The sequence below is a fragment of the Mycobacterium sp. NTMscope_Eco_3 genome (assembly GCF_976985685.1).
In genome coordinates, this window is sequence record NZ_CDRJYZ010000001.1 from 4968470 (window position 1) to 4984925 (window position 16456).

The window sequence follows — 16456 nt, forward strand, 5'->3', positions numbered from 1 at the left end:
ATACGCAGAAATCGCAACGGCCGGGGACGGTTTGTCAGAACTCCGCAACGCGAGGCCCGCGCGCGGCGCCGATGCCGGGCCTCAGCAGCGCGGCGGTGCCTTCGCGCGGGCGGAACGCGATACTCTCACGCGATGCGACAGGGATGGAATCGACGGGGATTCTTGCAGCTCGCAGGGGCTTCCGGCGTCGCCGCGATCGCCGGCTCCTCGGCGCTGTCGGCGGCATGCTCGTCAGGCCGGCCCCCGCCGGGGGGCGGCGGGCCGGGATCGGTGACCCTGACCCACCTGTTCGGCGAGACCGTCGTCAAAGAACCCCCCAAGCGCGTGGTCAGCGCCGGCTACACCGAGCAGGACGACCTGCTTGCCGTCGGTGTGGTGCCGATCGCGGTGACCAACTGGTTCGGTGACCAGCCGTTCGCGGTCTGGCCGTGGGCCGCGCCCAAGCTCGGCGGCGCGCGGCCGGTGGTATTGAACCTGGACAACGGCATCCCGGTCGACCAGATCGCGGGCCTGAAACCGGACCTGATCGTGGCCGTCAACGCCGGCCTGGACGCCGACACCTATCAGAAGCTGTCCGCGATCGCCCCGACCGTGGCCCAATCCGACGGGGACGCCTTCTTCGAGCCGTGGAAAGAGCAGGCCGCGGCCGTCGGACAGGCGGTGTTCCAGGCGGACCAGATGAAGACGTTGGTCGACGGCGTCGACCAGAAGTTCACCGACGTCGGCAAAAAGAACCCGCAGTGGACCGGCAAGAAGGCGCTGCTGATGCGCGGCGCGCTGTCGCAGGGGACCGTCGTCGCGACCATGGCGGGCTGGCGCACGGACTTCCTGAATCAGATGGGGCTGGTCATCGCCGACAGCATCAAACCGTTCGGCGCCGACCAGCGCGCCGTCATCCCGCGCGATCACATCAAGTCGGTGCTCGATTCGGCCGACGTGGTGATCTGGACGACCCGGAACCCCGACGATCAGAAGGCCCTGCTGGCCGACCCCGAGGTGGCCGGGTCGCTGACCACCGCGCAGAACCGCCACATCTTCACCACCGCGGAACTCGCCGGCGCGATCGCCTTCGCGTCACCGCTGAGCTACCCCCTGGTCGCCGACCAATTGCCCCCGCTGCTCACCAAAATCCTGGGCTAGCCGCATCCCGGCTGTTTGAGCGTTTGCTAAGGCAGTTCTGGCAGTGCTCGAAAATCCCGTCGCCGCCCCTCGCACGAGCGCCGACCCCGGGGTTACCGTCGAGTAATGAGCGTGACGGACCTTAGCGGCGACCTGGCCCACGACCTGCCGACCGAGCTGGCCGGCAACACCGTCCTGGACTACGGTGATCGCGCGCTGATGGTGCAATGTGGAAGTAACGCAGAGGTTTTGGCGTGGGCGGCCGCGCTGCGCTCCGAGCCGATGCCGGGCGTGATCGACGTCGTGCCGGCGGCCCGCACCGTGCTGGTCAAGCTGGACGGCCCCCGCCGCCAGGGTGTCATCCGCCGGCGGCTGCGCACGATGCGCGTCACCGGCGCGCAGCCGGCCCCGTCCGAGCGCCGCGCCGACGTGGTGATCGACGTGGTCTACGACGGCCCCGACCTCGCCGAGGTGGCCGGCCACACCGGGCTGACCATCCCCCAGGTGATCGACGCCCACACCGCCACCCTGTGGCGGGTCGGATTCAGCGGATTCGCACCCGGTTTCGCGTATCTGGTCGACGGCGACCCACGACTGCGGGTGCCCCGGCGCCCCGAGCCGCGGACCGCCGTGCCGGCCGGTTCCGTCGCCCTCGCCGGCGAATTCAGCGCGGTCTACCCGCGCCGGTCACCGGGCGGTTGGCAACTCATCGGCCACACCGACGCGGTCCTGTGGGATCTGCAACGCCCCGACCCGGCGCTGCTGATGCAGGGCATGTGGGTTCAGTTCCGGGCCGTCTGAGGCGAAGCGGGTCGACACCATTACCGCAAAGGAGGCAACCGTGGCAGTCCTGGAGATCCTCCGCACCGGACCGCTCGCCGTCGTCGAAGACCTCGGCCGGCCGGGACTGGCGCACCTCGGCGTCAGCCGTTCCGGGGCCGCCGACCGGCGCGCGCACACACTGGCCAACCGGCTGGTGGCCAACCCCGACGACCGCGCCACCGTGGAGGTGACGTTCGGCGGATTCGCGGCCAGGGTCCGGGGCAGCGACGTCGACATCGCGGTGACGGGCGCCGACACCGATCCGACCGTCGACGGAATCAAGTTCGGCACCAACAGCATTCAGCACGTGCGCGACGGCCAGGTGATCTCCCTGGGCGCCCCGCGGGCGGGGCTGCGAAGCTACCTTGCGGTCCGCGGCGGGATCTGCGTGGAGCCGGTGCTGGGCTCGCGCAGCTACGACGTCATGTCGGCCATCGGGCCGTCGCCACTGCGGGCCGGGGACCGGCTCCCGATCGGCGAGCACACCGCGGACTACCCCGAGTTGGACCAGGCGCCGGTGGCGGCCATCACCGACACCGTCGTCGAACTCTCCGTGGTGCCCGGACCCCGCGACGACTGGTTCCTCGACCCCGACGCGCTGGTGCGCACCGCTTGGGTGGCATCCGATCGCAGCGACCGGGTGGGCATGCGATTGGTCGGCCGCCCCCTGCAATGCCGCCACCCGGACCGGCAGCTGCCCAGCGAGGGTGCCACCCGCGGCGCAATCCAGGTGCCGCCCAACGGTTTACCGGTGATCCTTGGCCCGGACCACCCCGTCACCGGTGGCTATCCAGTGGTGGGCGTGGTGATCGACGAGGACGTCGACAAGATCGCCCAGGTGCGGCCCGGCCAGTCGGTGCGACTGCACTGGGCGCGGCCGCGGACTCCCGTCGGCGCCATGGCCGGCGCCGCCGTCGCGAGTTGGCCCTTCGGCTAACGCAATTCCGGCGGCCTCGCGGGGCGATCGACTGTAGGACAGCTCACATCGACCCGCGTACCGGTGTGAGATCACTTGGCGGCGATCGGTATTCGCCCACGGGCGGCCCGCTGTCGTGTGGCCGGCTCGCCCTACAGGGACTTACCAGATAACTGGTAATCAACTAACAGCCGATATCGGCCGGTTCCGGTTGACCCGCTCGCGTCCTAGATGTGAGCATCGGATTCTACGGCGGGGCATGCCCCTTCATGCGGGGCGCCCACACGCGTCGCCGGCCAACCCCGAACTGCTTGCGAGGAGAGGGATCGGTATGCACGCACGCGTCGCGTCCATATGCCAACGCGCCCAAGCGTTTTCGGCGGGCCGCAATCACCGCGTCGCGGACTGGAATCCGGAAGACGCGGCGGCCTGGGAGGCCGGCAACGACAGGATCGCCCGGCGCAATCTGCTCGGCACCATCGTCGGTGACCACGTGGCCTTCTCGATCTGGACGCTGTGGCCCGTCATGGCGCTGTTCATGCCCGGGGCCGTCTACGGCTTCTCCGCCGGCGACAAGCTGCTGCTGGGCGCGGTGGCCACCCTGGTCGGTGGTTGCGCCCGGATCCCCTACACCCTGGGCATCGCCGCCTTCGGCGGTCGCAATTGGACGACGTTTTCGGCCTTCGTGCTGGTGATCCCGACGGCGGGCACGATCGCGTTGCTGGCCAATCCCGGTCTGCCGCTGGGGCTTTTCGTGCTGTGCGCCGCGCTGACCGGCCTCGGCGGCGGCAACTACGCGGCGTCGCTGGCCAACGTCAACGCCTTCTACCCCCAGCGGCTCAAGGGCGCCGCGCTGGCGATCAACGCCGGCGTCGCCAACCTCGGCGTCGCCGTGATCCAGCTGGCCGGCCTGGTGGCGCTGGCCACCGCCGGGCACCAGGCCCCGTACTGGGTGTGCGCGATCTATCTGGTGTTCCTGGTCGTCGCGGGGATCGCGGCGGCGTTGTTCATGGACAACATCCACCACGGCACCCAGCTGAGCACCATGCGCTCGATCCTGTTCGAGCGCGACACCCACGTGATCTCGCTGCTCTACATCGCCACCTTCGGCTCCTGGATCGGCTTCTCCTTCGCCTTCGGCCAGGTGATGCAGGTCCACTTCCTGGAGAGCGGGGAAAGCGCCAAGCACGCCGCACTGCACGCCGCGCAGGTGGCATTCGTCGGCCCCCTGCTGGGCTCCTTGGCGCGCATCTATGGTGGCCGGCTGGCCGACCGCGTCGGCGGCAGCCGCGTCACGCTGGGCGTCCTCGCCGGGATGACGCTGGCGGCCGCTCTGTTGGTCACCTTCAGCGCCCTCGAGGACCACCACGCCGTGGCGCGCTCCGTCGGCCTGGTCGGCTGCGTCGCCGGCTTCATGGTGCTGTTCATCCTGTCCGGCATGGGAAACGGGTCGGTGTTCAAGTTGATTCCGACGGTCTATGAGGCGCGCAGTCGCGGGCTGGACATGAGCGAAGACGACCGACGTCATTGGGCGCGCGCGCAGTCGGGATCGCTGATCGGCATCTGCTCCGCGGTGGGCGCGCTCGGCGGCGTGGGAATCAACCTGGCGCTGCGGCAGTCCTACCTGAGCACCGGCACCGAGACGGCGGCGTACTGGGTGTTTTTGGCGTCCTACGTCGGCGCGGCGATCATGACCTGGATGGTCTACGTCCGGCGTCCCGTCACGGCCCCGGGCCGCTGGGATGCGCGACAGGAAGCCGAGGTCGCGCATGTGTGAGCGGACTCGCAACACGGGCAATGACCCAGCAATTGCTCGGTAACGCAACCGAAACGTCGCAGGCATACACACTTCATATGGCCCCCCAACTGGCCCCACCAGACTCCGCGCCGCTGACCGGCTACCGGATCGCCGTGACGTCGGCGAACCGGGCCGAAGAGCTGTGCGCGTTGCTGCGCCGCAACGGCGCGGAGGTCTCCAGCGCCGCGGCCATCAATCTCATCGCGCTGCCCGAAGACGAAGAACTGCACCGCCACACCGAAGCGGTGATCGCCCAGCCGCCCGATATCTTGGTGGCGCACACCGGCATCGGCTTTCGCGGCTGGGTCGCCGCGGCCGACGGCTGGGGCCTGGCCACCCAGCTGCTGGCGGCGCTGTCGCGAGCGCGGATCGTGGCCCGCGGGCCGAAGGCGACGGGCGCGTTGCGCGCCGCAGGCCTGCACGAGGAGTGGTCCCCCAAGTCCGAATCGTCCCGCGAGGTCCTGCGATACCTGCTCGAATCGAATGTCGCCGGCAAGCGGGTCGCCGTCCAGCTGCACGGCGCGGCCGACGCTTGGGACCCGTTCCCGGAATTCCTCAACGGATTGCGGTCCGCGGGAGCCCAGGTGGTCCCCATCCACGTATACCGCTGGAAGCCAACGCCGGCCGGCGGCGGCTTCGACCAACTCGTCGCCGCGATCGCCCGGCGACAGTTCGACGCGGTGACCTTCACCTCGGCACCAGCCGGCGCGGCGCTGCTCGAGCGCAGCCGCGAGTTGGGCGTCGAAGACCAACTGCTGCAAGCACTTCGCAGCGACGTGCATGCGATGTGCGTGGGCCCGGTCACCGCGCAACCGTTGATCCGCGCGGGGATCCCCACATCGTCGCCCGAACGAATGCGCTTGGGGGCGTTGGCCCGTCACATCGCCCAGGAGCTCCCGTCCCTGCGGTCGTGCACCATCCGCGCGGCCGGTCACGAGCTGGAGATCCGCGGGACCTGCGTGCTGGTCGACGGTTCGCCGCGGTCCCTGTCGGGATCGGGGATGGCGACGCTGCGGGCGCTGGCGGACCGTCCCGGCGACGTCGTCGCGCGCAACGACCTGCTGCGGGTACTTCCCGGCAACAGCAACGACCCCCACGCCGTCGATACGGCCGTGCTGCGGCTGCGAACGGCGCTGGGCGACAAGAACATCGTCGCGACGGTGGTCAAGCGTGGCTACCGGCTCGCGATCGACCATCCGGACGAATCCCCATGGCACTGATCCTGGCGGCACACGGCACCCGCAGGCCCGGCGGCGTGGCGATGATCGAAACCCTTGCGGCGCAAGTGGGTACGCTCGTCGGAGACACGGTCGACGTCGCGTTCGTGGACGTGGTGGGGCCCACCCCCAGCGAGGTGCTGTCCGCAGCGAAGACCGCCGGCCGGCCGGCGATCGTGGTGCCGGCATTCCTGTCGCGCGGCTATCACGTCCGGGCGGACCTGCCCGCCCACGTCGCGATCAGCGGCCATCCGAGCGTGACCGTCACCCCCGCGCTGGGCCCGAGCGGCCAGATCGCGCGGATCGTGGGCGACCAGCTGCTGAAATGCGGTTGGCGGCCCGGTGATTCGGTGATTCTGGCGGCGGCGGGCACCTCGGATGACAAGGCCCGGTCGGACCTGCACACCACCGCGACGCTGGTGTCGGCGCTCACCGGATCACGGGTGAGTCTGGCGTTCGCGGCCACCGGCGATCCGCAACTGCACGAGGCGGTGGAACGGGGCATGGTCCGGGCTCGCCGCCACGGTGGACGCGTCGTGGTCGCCTCCTACCTGTTGGCCGACGGCCTGTTCCAACAACGGCTGCACGGCTGCGGCGCCGATCTGGTCAGTCAACCGCTGGGCACCCATCCCGGCCTGGCGCGCCTGATCGCGAACCGATTCCGCCGCGCACTGCCGCCCGCCCTCGCCGCCACCGCCCGGCATGCGTCGCGCCGATCGGGCCCCCACCAAATCAGCCACGCGCGCGCGTTGCGGCCAATTCCTTGATCTTTGGGCGCGAACCGGCGATCCTGGCACCATGCCCCGTCGCGAAGAGCCGTCGCGTGGGCTCCTTGACCCGGTCGCCAAGGTGCTGCGGTTGCCGTTCGGCACACCGGAATTCATCGACCGGATCGTCACCGGAGGGGTCAACCAGGTTGGCCGGCGGACCCTGGCGATGCTGATCACCACCTGGGATGCCGCCGGGGGCGGGCCGTTCGCGGCCAGCGCGGTCGCGTCCACGGGGATGGCCAAGACCGCCGAAATCGTCCAAAGCAATTTCGTCGGCCCGGTGTTCGGCCCGCTGCTGAAAATCCTGGGCGCCGACAAGGCCGCCACGCGGGCCTCGCTGTGCGCCTCCCAGCTCGTGGGCCTGGGCATCATGCGCTACGGCATCCGCTCCGAGCCGCTGCACTCGATGTCGGTGGACGCGCTCGTCGACGCGATCGGCCCGACGATGCAGCGCTACCTGGTCGGCGACATCACGCGGTGAGCGGCCGTGCGCTCAGGCCGCCCGCGCCTGGTCGTCGCGCCCGATCTGGACGAGGCCGTCGGCGGTGATCCGCACCGGGTACACCGGCACCGAAACGGTCGGATCGTCCAGGCAGGAACCGTCTTCGAGCGAAAACGCCTGCTTCAATATCGGCGACTGAACCGTGACGCAGCCCCCGCGGTCGCCGACGATCCCGCGCGACAGCACGGCCGCCCCGGAGAACGGGTCGACGTTACCCACCGCATGCACCGACCCGTCGTCGAGCCGGAACAGGGCGGCCTGGGAACCGTCGTCGAGCAGCACACCGACGCCGCGACCCGGAATGAGGTGGTCGTAGGAGCAGGCGCTGGTCCACACGGCAATGTCGTTGAGAAGCGTCATGATACCTTCCTCGTTCCTTCGGAGTTGTCCTCGCGGACCGTCGGCATACCAATGGACACAGGGATTTTGCGCCCGGCGTGCTCCGTGAATGTCACCGTCGAATCGACGGCGTCGGGGGCGTTGACGAACGACACGAAGCGTGACAGCTTGTCCGGATCGTCGAGCACCCCCTTCCATTCGCACTTGTAGTTCTGCACATGCCGCTCCATTGCGGCCTCGAATTCTTCTGCCAGGCCCAGCGAGTCCTCGCAGACGACCTCGCGCACGTGATCCAGGCCGCCGTCGAGCGACTCGACCCACGGCGCGGTGCGCTGCAGCCGGTCGGCCGTCCGGATGTAATACATGACGAACCGATCGACGTACCGGACCAGCGTCTCGGTGTCGAGATCGCTGGCCAGCAGCTGCGCGTGCTTGGGGGTCATCCCGCCGTTGCCGCCGACGTAGAGGTTCCAGCCCTTTTCGGTGGCGATGACACCCACGTCCTTGGAGCGGGCCTCGGCGCACTCCCGCGCGCAACCCGAGACACCCATTTTGATCTTGTGCGGCGCGCGCAGCCCCCGGTACCGCAGTTCGAGGTCGATGGCCAACTGCACCGAATCCTGCTGCCCGTAACGGCACCAGTCGGTGCCCACACAGCTCTTCACCGTGCGCAGCGCCTTGCCGTACGCGTGGCCGGATTCCATGCCGCCGTCGACCAGGCGCTTCCAGATCTCCGGCAGTTGGTCCACCCGCGCGCCGAACAGGTCGATGCGCTGGCCGCCGGTGATCTTGGTGTAAAGGCCGAAGTCCTGGGCGATCTGGCCGATCAGGATCAGGTGCTCGGGCTTGATGTCGCCGCCGGGGACCCGGGGCACCACCGAATAGCTGCCGTTCTTCTGGATGTTGGCCAAAAAGTGGTCGTTGGAATCCTGCAGCGAGGCCTGTTCGCCCTCCAGGATGTGGTCCGAGCCCGTGGACGCCAGGATCGAGGCGACCACGGGTTTGCAGATGTCGCAACCCTTTCCGCGGCCGAAGCGCTCGAGCAGCCCGGAGAAGGTGCGCAGCTCGGTGGCGGAGATGATCTCGAAAAGCTCGGCGCGCGACTGGCTGAAGTGCTCGCACAACGCCTTGGACTGCTCGACGCCCTCGGCTTCCAGCAGCTGCTTGAGCAGCGGCACGCACGACCCGCACGACGTGCCGGCCGAGGTGCACGACTTCAGCGAGGGAACGTCGGCGCAGCCGTCGGCGATCGCGCATTTCAGATCGCCCTTGGTGACGTTGTTGCACGAGCAGATCTGCGCCGAATCCGGCAGCGCCCCAATGCCCAACGCCTCACCGCCACCGGATTGCGCCGGCGCGATCAGCGCGAGCGGGTCCCCGGGGAGCTCGCTGCCGACCATCGGCCGCAGCACTCCATAGGACGAGGCGTCGCCGACCAGTACGCCCCCGAGCAAGGTCTTGGCGTCGTCGGAGAGCACCAGCTTCGCGTACGTCCGGTTGACCGCGTCGTTGATGGCGACCTCGAGGCAGTTCTCGGTGACACCCATCGCGTCACCAAAACTGGCGACGTCGACGCCCAGCAGTTTGAGCTTGGTGGACAGGTCCGCCTCGCCGAATTCCGCGACCCCGTCCAGCAGGCGATCGGCCACCACCTCGGCGGAGGTGTAGCCAGGACCCACCAGTCCATAGCACCGGCCGTCGATCGCGGCGACCTCCCCGATCGCGAAGATGTCGGGATCGCTTGTGCGGCAGGACACGTCGGTGAGCACCCCGCCACGCTCGGCGCGCGTCAGACCGGCGGCGACCGCCAGCTCGTCGCGCGGGCGGATGCCCGCGGCGAAGATCACCAGGCCGGCGTCGACTTCCTGGCCGTCGGTCAGGCGCACCCGCACCGACGTGGACCCGTCCGGGTGGTCGACGGATTCGATGGACTCGGTGCCCGTGCCGACGTGGACGGAGATGCCCAGGTCGCCGATCATCCGGGCCAGCAGCGCCCCACCGGCCTCGTCGATCTGCTGGGCCATCAGCCGCGGCATCATCTCGATGACGTGGGTCCGCAACCCGAACTGGCGCAGCGCATTTGCGGCCTCCAGGCCGAGCAGGCCGCCGCCGATGACCACGCCCGCGGTCGCGTGCGAGGTTTCCGCCGCGCGCTGGGCATCGGCGCGGATGGCGTCGAGGTCGTCGAGCGTGCGGTACACGTGGCAGGCGGGCAGATCGTGGCCGGGCACCGGCGGCACGAACGCGTAGGAGCCGGTCGCCAGGACCAGGGCGTCGTAGTCGTGGCGCTGGCCGTCGGCGGTGAGTACTGACTTTGCCGCGCGGTCGATTTCGGTGACCCGCTGGTTCAACACCAGCCGGACCAGGTCGTCACCGTCGTACTCGTTGCCGGGCAGTGCGAGCAGCTTGCGGTCCCAGCTGTCGGTGTAGGAGGTCAGCCCCACGCGGTCATAGGCCGCGTCGGTCTCCTCGGCGAAAACCGTGATGCGCCAACGGCCCTCGGTGTCGCGGGCGCGGAGCGCCTCGACGAACCGGTGGCCCACCATGCCATGTCCGACTACGATGATGTGACGCGGCGCACAGCTTGCGCGCGAAATCCCGTCTGCAGACATGGCTTTGAGAGTAACGGCCAGAAATTACGTCTTTTTCGCGCAATGTGACAGTCCTATGACGAGGATCTCACAACTCACAGGGACGACTGTGATTGATCGTTCGCTGCCGGCGAACGGCCAGCTGGAACTTAAGCGTGGTCGACTCATGTTTCTACTAGTAGCCGGTCGTCGGAGCGCCGGTCACAGGAATCTCACAACGAAGATCAAGGAATTGGAAGGGAAGCACCATGAGCAACCTCGCACTGTGGTCGCGACCGGCCTGGGACACCGACCGGTGGTTGCGCGACTTTTTCGGCCCCGCCGCCGCAGCGGACTGGAACAACCCGGTGAGCAGCGGTTTCAAGCCCGCCGCCGAGATCGTCAAGGACGGTGACGACGCGATCGTACGGGTCGAGCTTCCGGGCGTGGACGTCGACCGGGACGTGAACGTCGAGGTCGACCGCGGTCGCCTGGTCATCCACGGCGAGCACCGCGACGAACATTCGGAGGAGAAGGAGGGTCGCACGCTTCGCGAGATCCGGTACGGCTCGTTCCGCCGGTCGTTCCAGCTGCCGGCCCACGTCACCGGCGACGCCATCACGGCGTCCTATGACGCCGGGGTGCTCACCGTGCGGGTCACCGGTGCTTATGCCGGGAACCAGGCGCAGCGCATCTCGATCACCAAGTAAGGCGCCGACACGACGCAAAGGCCCCCGCACGCACCGCGTATCGGGGGCCTTTGTGTCTGCTGGGCGTCAGCCCCAGCGGGCGAGCAGCTCGTTGGCCCGGCCCGTCAGCGCGGCCTGCAGGAAGGGACCGAAGCTGATCCGCGCCACGCCCAGCGGACCGAAGGACGCCGGGTCGTCCTGGTCGGGCAGCGCGATCGCGTTGACCGGCAACGCCAATTCCGCCGTCAGGCGCCGCAACGTGTCGGGGTGGTGGCGACCGACCGGGTAGAGAACGTCGGCGCCGGCGGCAGCCGCCTGATTCAGCCGCGCCACGGCGCGGTCGACGCGGTCGGACTCCTCGCCGTCTTGGCGCAGGAACAGATCGGTCCGGGCGTTGATGACCACATGCACTCCGGCCGCGTCGGCGGCCGATCGCAGCGCGCCGACCAGTTCGGCGTGCTCGTCGGCGGACCGCAGCCGCTTGCCCTCCGAGTGCACGGTGTCCTCGATGTTCAGCCCGACGGCCCCGACGCTCAGCAGCCCCTCGATCAGCCGGTCCGCCGGGAGCCCGTAGCCGGATTCGATGTCCACCGACACCGGCACGTCCACCGCCGCGGTGATCTGCGCGACGCGGGCCAGGACGTCGTCGAACGACATGCCCTCGTTGTCGGGTTTGCCGATGGAGTCCGCCACCGGGTGGCTGCCCACGGTGAGTGCGGCGAACCCGGCGCCGGCGGCCAGCCGCGCCGACCAGGCGTCCCACACGGTTGGCAGGATCACCGGGTTGCCCGGCCGGTGCAGCGTCAACAGGGTGGCGGCGCGTTCGGCCGGCGTGGTGGGGCCCGTCATCAGTGTTTGCTCCCTTGGCGTCGGAGCTCAATGGTCTGACGTTCGGCTGTGCCGTGGATAGTATTGAGTGCGAACTGTGATCCGAAACACTGCCGAGGAGATCCCTTGAGGAGCACACCGAGCGCGACTGACACGACCGAATTCGCCGAACTGCACGACCTGATCGGCGGCCTTCGGCGGTGCGTGAGCTCCCTGCGGTCGCGATACGGCGACAGCCCCGCGATGCGCCGCATCATCATCGACGCGGACCGCATCCTGTCCGACGTCGACTTGCTCGATACCGACGTGTCCGAGTTGGACCTCGCGGGCGCCACCGTGCAGCAGTCCGGCGAGAAGATCGTCATTCCCGACACCCAGTACGACAGCGAATTCTGGCGTGACGTCGACGACGAGGGCGTCGGCGGTCACAACAGGTCCTGAACAACCCGAACACCCCGACCCATGCCCCCCGCGGGAGGGGGGCTTGCATCTGTGTACCCTTCGACAGACAGCCCGTTCGAAGAGGAACAACTAGATGAGCGCACCTACGGCGAACCGTCCTGCGTCCGGTGTCTTTTCACCCACGCGCGCCCGTATCCAGCAACGGACCCTACGCACCGACCGGTGGTGGATGTCGCCGCTGAGGATCGACCTCGGCTTCGCCGCATTCGTCATCTACGCGACGGCCCGGGCGTTCCAGCAGAATTACTTCTTCGTCCCCAAGTACCACTACCTGACGCCGTTCTACTCGCCGTGCGTCAGCAAGGGTTGCGGTGAGGCCGGCGACATCTGGCCGCAGTTCCTGCCGGACGTGTGGTGGCTGCCGTACGCGGCGTTGTCGCTGCCGTTCCTGCTGCTGTTCCGGTTGACCTGCTACTACTACCGTGGCGCCTACTACCGCACGGTGTGGCAGTCGCCCACCGCGTGCGCGGTGGCCGAGCCGCGCGTGCACTACAGCGGCGAGACCAAGTTCCCGCTGATCATCCAGAACACCCACCGGTACTTCTTCTATATCGCCTGCCTCATCTCGATCGTCAACAGCTACGACGCGATCGTCGCGTTCCATTCCGACAGCGGGCCGGGCGGATTCGGCTTCGGCCTGGGCAACCTGATCCTGCTGGGCAACGTCATCATGCTGTGGGTCTACACGCTGTCCTGCCACTCGTGCCGGCACGTCACCGGCGGTCGGCTCAAGCACTTCTCCAAAAACCCTGTGCGGTACTGGATCTGGACGCAGGTCAGCGCCATCAACACCCGGCACAAGCAATTCGCCTGGATCACGCTGGGCACCCTGATGCTCACCGATTTCTACATCGCACTGGTCGCCAGCGGCGCCATCAGCGACCTGAGATTTGTTGGCTGAAAAGCCATTTGACTCACAAAATCAGAACTTAGCTAGCGAGGGTTTTCATGGTTGATGTCGAGCGGCATGCCTACGACGTAGTCGTCATCGGCGCCGGCGGCGCGGGATTGCGTGCGGTCATCGAAGCGCGTGAACGCGGCCTGCGGGTCGCGGTGGTGTGCAAGTCCCTGTTCGGCAAGGCCCACACGGTGATGGCCGAGGGTGGGTGCGCGGCCTCGATGGGCAACACCAACCCGAAGGACAACTGGAAGACCCACTTCGGCGACACGATGCGCGGTGGGAAGTTCCTCAACAACTGGCGCATGGCCGAACTGCACGCCAAGGAGGCCCCGGACCGCGTCTGGGAGCTGGAAACCTATGGCGCGCTGTTCGATCGCCTCAAGGACGGCAAGATCAGCCAGCGCAACTTCGGCGGTCACACCTACCCGCGGCTGGCGCACGTCGGTGACCGCACCGGCCTGGAGCTGATCCGCACCATGCAGCAGAAGATCGTCTCGCTGCAGCAGGAGGATTACGCCGAACTCGGCGACTACGAGGCCCGGATCCGGGTGTTCGCCGAGACCACGATCACCGAGCTGATCAAGGACGGCGACGCGATCGCCGGAGCGTTCGGCTACATCCGCGAAAGCGGCAACTTCATCCTGTTCGAGGCGCCCGCGGTGGTGTTGGCCACCGGCGGCATCGGCAAGTCGTTCAAGGTCACCTCGAACTCCTGGGAGTACACCGGTGACGGTCACGCTCTGGCCCTGCGGGCGGGCGCGTCGCTGATCAACATGGAGTTCGTCCAGTTCCACCCGACCGGCATGGTGTGGCCGCCGAGTGTGAAGGGGATCCTGGTCACCGAGGGCGTCCGCGGTGACGGCGGGGTGCTCAAGAACTCCGACGGCAAGCGGTTCATGTTCGACTACATCCCGTCGGTGTTCAAGGGGCAATACGCCGAGTCCGAGCAAGAGGCCGACCAGTGGCTCAAGGACAACGACTCGGCCCGCCGCACGCCTGACCTGCTGCCCCGCGACGAGGTCGCGCGCGCGATCAACTCCGAGGTCAAGGCCGGCCGGGGCAGCCCGCACGGCGGCGTCTTCCTCGACATCGCGTCTCGGCTGACGCCGGCGGAGATCAACCGCCGCCTGCCCTCGATGTACCACCAGTTCAAAGAGCTGGCCGGGGTCGACATCACCAAGGAGCCGATGGAAGTCGGGCCGACCTGCCACTACGTGATGGGCGGCGTCGAGGTCGACGCCGACACCGGCGCGGCCACCGTGCCCGGGCTCTTCGCGGCCGGCGAATGCTCCGGCGGCATGCACGGCTCGAACCGGCTGGGCGGCAACTCGCTGTCGGACCTGCTGGTGTTCGGCCGGCGCGCCGGCCTGGGCGCCGCCGACTACGTGCGGGCGCTGAGCAGCCGCCCGACGATCGGGGACGGCGCCGTCGACGCGGCGGCGAAGCGGGCGCTGTCCCCCTTCGAGGCGCCGGCCGACGGCGGCCCCGCCGAGAACCCCTACACCCTGCAGCTGGAGCTGCAGCAGTCCATGAACGACCTGGTCGGCATCATCCGCAACGCCGACGAGGTCTCCGAGGCCCTGGCCCGGCTCGACAAGCTGCGGGAGCGCTTCAAGAACCTCCATGTGGAGGGGCAGCGCCGCTACAACCCGGGCTGGAACCTGGCCATCGACCTGCGCAACATGCTGCTGGTCAGCGAATGCGTCGCCAAGGCCGCGCTGCAGCGCACCGAGAGCCGCGGCGGGCACACCCGCGACGACCACCCGTCGATGGACTCGTCGTGGCGCAAGCTGTTGCTGGTCTGCGAGGCGGCCGGCGGCGACGAGGTGATCCCCGACATCACCATCACGAAGAAAGAGCAGACGCCGATGCGGCCCGATCTGCTGGAACTGTTCGACATCGCCGAGCTGGAGAAGTACTACACCGACGAGGAACTCGCCGGGCATCCAGGGCGGACACCCAGGACGGAGAAGTAAATGACCTACAACGCGACGATGCGGGTGTGGCGCGGCGACGACGCCAACGGTGCGTTGCAGGACTTCACCGTCGAGGTCAACGAGGGTGAGGTCGTCCTCGACATCATCCACCGCCTGCAGCAGACCCAGACGCCCGACCTGGCGGTCCGGTGGAACTGCAAGGCGGGCAAGTGCGGCTCGTGCTCCGCGGAGATCAACGGCTACCCGCGGCTGCTCTGCATGACCCGGATGTCGACCTTCGCCGAGGACGAGGTCGTCACCGTCACCCCGCTGCGGACGTTCCCCGTGATCCGGGACCTGGTCACCGACGTCTCGTTCAACTACGAGAAGGCCCGCGAGATCCCGTCTTTCGCGCCGCCCAAGGACCTGCAACCCGGCGAGTACCGGATGGCACAGGCGGACGTCCAGCGCTCGCAGGAGTTCCGCAAGTGCATCGAGTGCTTCCTGTGCCAGAACGTGTGCCACGTGGTCCGCGACCACGAGGAGAACAAGAAGGCGTTCGCCGGCCCCCGCTTCCTGATGCGGATCGCCGAGCTGGAGATGCACCCGCTGGACACCCGCGACCGGCGCAAGGAAGCCCAGGAAGAGCACGGCCTGGGCTACTGCAACATCACCAAGTGCTGCACCGAGGTCTGCCCGGAGAACATCAAGATCACCGACAACGCGCTGATCCCGATGAAAGAGCGCGTCGCCGACCGCAAATACGACCCGGTGGTGTGGCTCGGTAACAAGCTGTTCCGTCGCTGAGCGCGCGCCGCGCGCACCCGCCCGGTTTGCGGGGTTAGGCCGCCGCGGTACCCGGGTAACCAACCTGCATCCTGTCGGGCCGTCCGGCGACGGCCGTGTACCACGACCGGAAAGGCAGCTCATGGAACCCAGGCGAGAAACCGCCAGCATCAACAACATTCGGACCGCGATTCGGCAATTGTCGGTGCGTGCCCAGCTCGCGCAGAAGGAAGGGCGGCACAACGACGCCGCCGAACTCGAAAGCCGCATCCAAGGTTTCCGGGAAGAGCTGAGCCACCGCCCCTAGCGCGCGGCCGGACGCCGGTTCAGGCGCCCAGGCGGCGGAAACTGCTCCGGTGGAACACGATGGGCGCCACCTCGGCGTCCACGGTCACCTCGCTGACCCGCAACACGACGATGGTGTGATCGCCGGCGGGAATGAGTTGTTCGATCGCGCTTTCCAGCCACAGGGCGGTGCCCTTGATGAAGACCGCACCGGTGGGCCGGGACACGGTCTCGAGGCCGGCGAACCTGTCGCCGGTCTTGGCGGCCAGCGTGCGGGCGGCCTCGTCGTGGGCCTCGCCGAGCACGCTGATGCCCAGCATGGGCAGGTCCTTGAGTTTGGGCCACGTCGTGGAGGTGTTCTGCACGCAGAACGACACCAACGGCGGGTCCAGCGAGACGGGCACAAAGGTGCTGGCGGCCAGGCCTTCCCGGGTTCCGTTCACCTCGGCGGCGATGGCCACCACGCCAGACGGGAAATGACCGAAGGCCTCACGAAGTGACGACGCTGTCAGCTTGTTGTTCGAGTTCACCGGACT

Annotated in this window: 17 protein-coding genes; 13 read left to right on the top strand and 4 right to left on the bottom strand. The window is 68.3% G+C overall.

All coding sequences use genetic code 11. From position 1 onward, the window contains the following. Nucleotides 1-132: 132 nt before the first annotated feature. The 7 genes from AC0KTM_RS23065 to AC0KTM_RS23095 all read left to right on the top strand — a co-directional run bounded on the left by AC0KTM_RS23065 (nucleotide 133) and on the right by AC0KTM_RS23095 (nucleotide 7123). On the top strand, nucleotides 133-1140 hold the full coding sequence (locus AC0KTM_RS23065; RefSeq protein WP_225329368.1) for an ABC transporter substrate-binding protein: 1008 nt from the start codon (nucleotides 133-135) through the stop codon (nucleotides 1138-1140). Nucleotides 1141-1245: 105 nt separating this feature from the next. Continuing rightward, nucleotides 1246-1920, top strand: coding sequence for a 5-oxoprolinase subunit B family protein (locus AC0KTM_RS23070; RefSeq protein WP_225329367.1), 675 nt, complete (start codon nucleotides 1246-1248; stop codon nucleotides 1918-1920). A 40-nt stretch (nucleotides 1921-1960) separates the two neighbouring features. Beyond that, nucleotides 1961-2878: a 5-oxoprolinase/urea amidolyase family protein gene (locus tag AC0KTM_RS23075; protein WP_225329366.1), complete on the top strand. Its 918-nt coding sequence runs from the start codon at nucleotides 1961-1963 to the stop codon at nucleotides 2876-2878. 310 nt (nucleotides 2879-3188) lie between these two features. Then, a complete protein-coding gene (locus AC0KTM_RS23080; protein ID WP_225329365.1) occupies nucleotides 3189-4634 on the top strand; it encodes a nitrate/nitrite transporter in 1446 nt (481 codons plus the stop codon). 89 nt (nucleotides 4635-4723) lie between these two features. Beyond that, nucleotides 4724-5875: a uroporphyrinogen-III synthase gene (locus tag AC0KTM_RS23085; protein ID WP_225329384.1), complete on the top strand. Its 1152-nt coding sequence runs from the start codon at nucleotides 4724-4726 to the stop codon at nucleotides 5873-5875. Continuing rightward, on the top strand, nucleotides 5866-6639 hold the full coding sequence (locus tag AC0KTM_RS23090) for a sirohydrochlorin chelatase (RefSeq protein ID WP_472416772.1): 774 nt from the start codon (nucleotides 5866-5868) through the stop codon (nucleotides 6637-6639). The genes AC0KTM_RS23085 and AC0KTM_RS23090 overlap by 10 nt, the downstream gene beginning before the upstream one ends. A 31-nt stretch (nucleotides 6640-6670) precedes the next feature. Continuing rightward, the gene (locus AC0KTM_RS23095; protein WP_225329363.1) at nucleotides 6671-7123 is read left to right on the top strand and encodes a TetR/AcrR family transcriptional regulator; all 453 of its coding nucleotides are present in this window, start codon (nucleotides 6671-6673) and stop codon (nucleotides 7121-7123) included. 12 nt (nucleotides 7124-7135) lie between these two features. Here the strand turns inward: AC0KTM_RS23095 and nirD are convergent, their stop codons facing one another. Both nirD and nirB read right to left on the bottom strand, forming a co-directional pair. Continuing rightward, nucleotides 7136-7504: a nitrite reductase small subunit NirD gene (gene nirD, locus AC0KTM_RS23100; RefSeq protein WP_201407423.1), complete on the bottom strand. Its 369-nt coding sequence runs from the start codon at nucleotides 7502-7504 to the stop codon at nucleotides 7136-7138. Then, nucleotides 7501-10095, bottom strand: a complete 2595-nt coding sequence (nirB, locus tag AC0KTM_RS23105; RefSeq protein ID WP_472416774.1) for a nitrite reductase large subunit NirB — start codon at nucleotides 10093-10095, stop codon at nucleotides 7501-7503. Before nirB ends, nirD begins: the two co-directional genes overlap by 4 nt. Before the next feature lie 227 nt (nucleotides 10096-10322). On the opposite strand from nirB, the gene AC0KTM_RS23110 reads away from it, so the two are divergent. Continuing rightward, nucleotides 10323-10763, top strand: coding sequence for an Hsp20/alpha crystallin family protein (locus AC0KTM_RS23110; protein ID WP_238957056.1), 441 nt, complete (start codon nucleotides 10323-10325; stop codon nucleotides 10761-10763). A gap of 66 nt (nucleotides 10764-10829) precedes the next feature. Here AC0KTM_RS23110 and AC0KTM_RS23115 read toward each other — a convergent pair whose 3' ends face one another. Then, nucleotides 10830-11591: an isocitrate lyase/PEP mutase family protein gene (locus tag AC0KTM_RS23115; RefSeq protein WP_238957057.1), complete on the bottom strand. Its 762-nt coding sequence runs from the start codon at nucleotides 11589-11591 to the stop codon at nucleotides 10830-10832. Between the two features lie 105 nt (nucleotides 11592-11696). On the opposite strand from AC0KTM_RS23115, the gene AC0KTM_RS23120 reads away from it, so the two are divergent. The 5 genes from AC0KTM_RS23120 to AC0KTM_RS23140 all read left to right on the top strand — a co-directional run bounded on the left by AC0KTM_RS23120 (nucleotide 11697) and on the right by AC0KTM_RS23140 (nucleotide 15942). After that, nucleotides 11697-12011 carry a hypothetical protein gene (locus tag AC0KTM_RS23120; RefSeq protein WP_225329359.1) on the top strand — a complete coding sequence of 105 codons (315 nt, stop codon included), beginning with the start codon at nucleotides 11697-11699 and terminating at the stop codon, nucleotides 12009-12011. Between the two features lie 94 nt (nucleotides 12012-12105). Further along, the gene (locus AC0KTM_RS23125) at nucleotides 12106-12933 is read left to right on the top strand and encodes a hypothetical protein (protein WP_225329358.1); all 828 of its coding nucleotides are present in this window, start codon (nucleotides 12106-12108) and stop codon (nucleotides 12931-12933) included. A 47-nt stretch (nucleotides 12934-12980) separates the two neighbouring features. Then, a complete protein-coding gene (locus AC0KTM_RS23130; protein ID WP_472416776.1) occupies nucleotides 12981-14909 on the top strand; it encodes a fumarate reductase/succinate dehydrogenase flavoprotein subunit in 1929 nt (642 codons plus the stop codon). Then, nucleotides 14910-15656 (top strand): succinate dehydrogenase/fumarate reductase iron-sulfur subunit, encoded by a 747-nt coding sequence (locus tag AC0KTM_RS23135; RefSeq protein ID WP_225329356.1) that lies wholly within the window; start codon nucleotides 14910-14912, stop codon nucleotides 15654-15656. Between the two features lie 121 nt (nucleotides 15657-15777). Then, nucleotides 15778-15942, top strand: coding sequence for a hypothetical protein (locus AC0KTM_RS23140; protein WP_008261761.1), 165 nt, complete (start codon nucleotides 15778-15780; stop codon nucleotides 15940-15942). A gap of 19 nt (nucleotides 15943-15961) precedes the next feature. Here AC0KTM_RS23140 and AC0KTM_RS23145 read toward each other — a convergent pair whose 3' ends face one another. Then, nucleotides 15962-16450 (bottom strand): flavin reductase family protein, encoded by a 489-nt coding sequence (locus tag AC0KTM_RS23145; RefSeq protein WP_225329355.1) that lies wholly within the window; start codon nucleotides 16448-16450, stop codon nucleotides 15962-15964. Nucleotides 16451-16456 lie beyond the last annotated feature (6 nt).